The sequence below is a fragment of the Terrisporobacter muris genome, assembly GCF_024621905.1.
GTDB classification, from domain to species: Bacteria; Bacillota; Clostridia; order Peptostreptococcales; family Peptostreptococcaceae; genus Terrisporobacter; species Terrisporobacter muris.
Genome location: NZ_JANKBY010000283.1, coordinates 1 through 4,960, shown reverse-complemented (window position 1 = coordinate 4,960; position 4,960 = coordinate 1). Strand labels below are relative to the sequence as shown.

The window sequence follows — 4,960 nt, the reverse complement described above, 5'->3', positions numbered from 1 at the left end:
CCCATAGCTACAGGGTCACCTGCTGATGATATTGCTGTATTTACTAAAACTGCTGCCGCTCCCATTTCCATAGCTTCCATAGCTTGAGAAGGCTTACCTATTCCTGCATCAACAATAATAGGAATATAAAATACAATAAAGTTTATAATAAAAAGAAGCATTCATAAATAAATGCTTCTTTTTATTATAAACAATTCTACTTTTCTTCTATTATTCTAGTTACCTTAGGTATATACTGTCTACTCTGTTTAAATTTGTCATCATTTTTTCTTAGTAACAAATAAGATATACAAGTACAAATTAAACCAACTACTCCACTTATAACTTCAGTCGGTCCCGAGAATTTAATTAAATCCAATATGTAATATGTCAATATTGTTCCCACAAGCAAAAATATTAAAGGGACTAAATAGGCAAGCAGAGTTGCCTTAAGCACCCTTACACTCTCCATACTAACTTCTACATGATCTCCTTTTTTTGCTCCTATAGAATTGTCTACCTCCACCACTAAATCCTGACATTCAGACGATAACTTACTACATTTTCCACAAGATGCACATGCTGAATGACGTTGCATTATCATTTTAGCAGTTCTATTGTCTACAATGTCTATAATAAATCCCTGTTGATTCATAATTTCATCCCCTTCATTTAGAAACCTTAACTAGAGAATAAGTTATTACTCTTTTACAAAAAAGTTAATTTTTTTCTATAATATGTTCCGTTAATACCTATTTATTAATAACCCATATTACAGTATTTCTCTCACACCCGAAAGATCATGTATTTTTAGGCAGGTCTCCTGACTTAAAATCATCCTACTCACTTCTCCTTCCCATTTTACCAGTGGAGTTAAAGCTCTCCAAAGCTCTAAGTTTTCGTCATTATTACAGTAGCGGGGGCTGCTGTGGATTTTCACCACATTCCCTTTTAAGCCATTTGGCACCTTGAATAACATACTCATTCTCTAGTTAAATGCATATTTTAGTATGCATCTTAATTATAAAATATAAATTTTTTTTCTACAATACATTTTCATCTTTATGATATGGTTCAATATGAATTATCACTTGGCAGTTTGGATTAATATTATTTTTAATTTCTCTTTCTATATTATGAGATAGTTTGTGAGCATCTTCAGTACTTGTGTTAGCATCTATCATTATATGCATATCTACATATATATCATTTTCTACTCCTCGACTTCTTATATTATGAATATTTTTTATTTCTGAAAAAGTATTTAATATTTCAATAATTCTTTCTTCTCCTATCATCGCTTTATCTAGCAATATGCCAATGGATTCTTTAAAAATTTCATAAGATGCTCTAAGTATAAATAAAGATATTATTATAGATATAATGGGATCTATAATTTGAGGAAGCCCAATCCTAATTCCTATCAAAGATATCAAAACTCCTACTGATATGAAAATATCGCTTTTAGTATGAATTGAATCAGATATTAATATAAAACTATTATATTCCTCGCCTTTTCTTCTTTCATATATAGTTACAAAAATATTTATACCGATAGTTAATATTAGTGAAATCAAACTTATTAACGTTATACTTATCTCTCCAGGATTAACAAAACGCCCAAATCCAGTAATCAATGTCTTTAAGCCTAAAAATAAAAGCATGCCTCCAATAAATAAACTAGCAATTATTTCAGATTTTTTATGACCATAAGGATGTTCTTTATCCACTGGTATACTTGCTATAGTAATCCCTATTAAACCTACCACGTTAGAAAGTCCATCAGATAAGGAGTGAATCCCATCTGTACTTAAACTAGCACTGTTTATTAAATAACCAACTACCATTTTAGTTATAGCCACACCTAAGTTAGCAAACAGTATTATCCATAAAACAAACTTAACTTTTTTACAATTCCCCTTTAAACTATTTTTTTCATCATTATCATAATTAATTACCTTTTCCATAAATCTCCCTCCAATTTTGAGTCATATTAATAGTTAATAACTTTTATCATCGTCCCATATATTCAAAAATCCATGGACAAAGCCCATGGATTAAAAAATATTTATTTAGTTTTTCTATTATCAATATATTCAAATAGGGTGATATTTGTTCCTTCTTCTTTGTTAATTAAATTTAATAATGTAACACCTACAAGTCTTATATCTTTATGATTATGTTCAATGTTTTTGAATAAGTTAAAAATATTAGTTCTAATATCTTCATGAGTAAATATGGGGTTTATTAAGCTAGCACTTCTAGTTATTTGCCTAAAATCACCATATTTTATTTTTAGAGTTACTGTCCTTCCCATTTTTTTTAAATACTCCGCCCTATAAGCAACTTCTTCACAAAGTTCATCTAAAATATTAATTAATTTTTCATCTTCTATGTCTAAATTTTCGCTCAATGTAGTCTCTGCTCCAATAGATTTCCTTTCTCGATAAGGTTCAACAGCTCTATGGTCTATCCCCCTCGACAGTTGATAAAATAAATATCCTCTATTTTTAAAAATAGATTCTAATTCATTTATATCTAATTGTCTTAAATCATATCCTGTTTCAACTCCTAAATTATGAAGTACTCTTTGTGTCACTTTTCCAACTCCAAAAAATTTACTTATAGGAAGGTTATCTAAAAATTTTTGTGTATTATCTTCTCTTATAATAGTTAGTCCATTTGGTTTGTTATAATCTGATGCTAATTTAGCTAAAAATTTATTGTAAGATACTCCTGCAGATGCAGTTAATCCTGTTTTTTTATAAATTTCTTTCTTTATCAATTTTGCAATTTCTGTAGCATATTTTATATTTAATTTGTTATCCGTCACATCTAAATAGGCTTCATCAAAAGATAAGGGCTCAACTAAATCCGTATATTTATGAAAAATCTCTCTTATTTCATAAGATACTTGCTTATATACTTCAAATCGAGGTCTTAAAAATATGGCATATGGACATCTTTTATAAGCAGTTTTACATGGCATAGCAGAATGAATTCCATATTTTCTTGCTTCATAAGAACATGTTGCTACCACTCCTCTTCCCTGAGGATTACCTCCTACAATTACCGGTTTTCCTTTTAAGTCAGGGTTATCCCTTTGTTCAATAGAAGCATAAAAAGCATCCATATCTATATGAATTATTTTCCTTTTATTTTTCATAATCATCACCCTTTATTTCTTATCGTTTACTTTATTTTAAAATAGGCCACATTGATTATCAATATGGCCTCAAGTATCTTATTAGTTATAGTATAAATTTTGAGATGGATAATTGGGATCGCAAGTTACATGCATTCCTAACTTTCTAAATGTTTGTTCATCATCTTTACTTATTATTGTAGTTGAATGAGCTTGTATATTTTTTAATTCTTCAAGTTTTTCCATAGCAAGTTCTGCTGTTGGATTAGTTACTGCACATATAGCAAGTGCTGATAAAACTTCTTCTAAGCTAAGTGATACATTTTTACCACCTAAAGTTTCTGTTTTTAATTTTATAATTGGATTTAATATTACTGGCGATATTAAATACATCTCATCTGGAATATTAGCCATATATTTGATTGCATTTAATACTGCTGCTGCAGATCCACACATTAAATCAGAACTTTTTCCTGTTATTATTGTGCCATCTTTAACTTGCATAGCAACTACAGGACAAATATCTTGATTATTACTTTGTGATTTTAGTTTTTCTGAGTATTCTCTTGCAGGCATAACTACGGCTCTATCTTCTGGTTTAACATTAATTTTTTCAAGTATTAAAGATATTGTATCATAAGCATCTTTGTTTACTTCACCTTTTTTGTATTGGCAAGCAGTATTGAAGTACCTTCTTATTATTTCATCTATTGAAGCTCTACGAACTACTTCATCATCTATTATTCCAAATCCAACTCTATTAACACCCATGTCTGTTGGTGATTTAAACATAGATTCTTTTCCAGTTATTTTTTCTATTATTTTCTTTAATACTGGGAATAACTCTAAGTCTCTGTTGTAGTTAACCGATTTTTCTCCATAAGCATCTAAGTGGAATGAATCTATCATGTTAACATCTTTTAAATCAACTGTTGCAGCTTCATAAGCTATATTAACTGGATGATTTAATGGTAAATTCCAAACTGGGAATGTTTCAAATTTTGAATACCCAACTGAATTACCCCTTTTGTTTTCATGATATAACTGACTTAAACAAGTTCCAAGCTTACCACTATTTGGTCCTGGAGCAGTTACTACTACTATTGGTTTAGTTGTTTCTATATATGGATTAGCTCCGTATCCTTCATCACTAACTATCGTATCTACATCTGATGGATATCCTTTAGTTGGAGCATGTTTGTAAACTTTTATTCCACGTCTTTCTAGTTTATTTATAAACACTGTTGTTGCAGGTTGTCCTTCAAATCTAGTTATAACTACACTATTTACATTTAGATTATAACTTCTTAGATCATCTATAAGTCTTAGAACTTCCATATCGTAAGTTATACCGAAGTCACCTCTTACTTTATTACGTTCTATATCACCTGCATAAACGCATATTACAACTTCTACTTTATCTTTTATATTTTGTAAAACTTTTATTTTAGCGTTCTCATCAAACCCTGGAAGTATTCTTTTTGCATGTAAGTCTCCCATTAGTTTTCCACCAAACTCTAAGTATAATTTATCAAATTTTTCTACTCTCTCTAGGATATATTTAGACTGTTCTTTTAGATATTTTTCATGATCAAATCCGACTCTCATTATGCACCTCTTCAAAAATTATTTTTTAACCTTATTATTTTTCACTAAGGCATTATTATATACCATACAAGTAATTTTTTTCAAGAAGTTTTTTATATTTTTTGGGATTTTTTCAAACAGAAATAAAAGATAGTAGTATTTTTCTATCTTTAAGGCTTGTATTTATAGATTTTTATTGGGTTTGTTTTTATTAGTTTTTAGTGAAAAATAGGCGCATAATTTCACCAC

4 protein-coding genes, 1 pseudogene and 1 riboswitch are annotated in these 4,960 nt (G+C 29.3%); all 5 genes and pseudogenes read right to left on the bottom strand.

Going from position 1 to position 4,960, the window contains the following annotated elements; genetic code table 11:
• A pseudogene (locus tag NSA58_RS16095) lies at positions 1-125 on the bottom strand (thiazole synthase); the annotation flags it as partial.
• A gap of 71 nt (positions 126-196) precedes the next feature.
• A complete protein-coding gene (locus NSA58_RS16090; protein ID WP_039680555.1) occupies positions 197-634 on the bottom strand; it encodes a SoxR reducing system RseC family protein in 438 nt (145 codons plus the stop codon).
• A gap of 141 nt (positions 635-775) precedes the next feature.
• Positions 776-965, bottom strand: a riboswitch (cobalamin riboswitch).
• Between the two features lie 57 nt (positions 966-1,022).
• A complete protein-coding gene (locus tag NSA58_RS16085; RefSeq protein ID WP_074079404.1) occupies positions 1,023-1,946 on the bottom strand; it encodes a cation diffusion facilitator family transporter in 924 nt (307 codons plus the stop codon).
• A 101-nt stretch (positions 1,947-2,047) separates the two neighbouring features.
• Positions 2,048-3,145 carry a DNA polymerase IV gene (dinB, locus tag NSA58_RS16080; protein ID WP_074429495.1) on the bottom strand — a complete coding sequence of 366 codons (1,098 nt, stop codon included), beginning with the start codon at positions 3,143-3,145 and terminating at the stop codon, positions 2,048-2,050.
• 81 nt (positions 3,146-3,226) lie between these two features.
• The gene (locus tag NSA58_RS16075; protein ID WP_039680551.1) at positions 3,227-4,732 is read right to left on the bottom strand and encodes a DUF1846 domain-containing protein; all 1,506 of its coding nucleotides are present in this window, start codon (positions 4,730-4,732) and stop codon (positions 3,227-3,229) included.
• Positions 4,733-4,960: the final 228 nt, after the last annotated feature.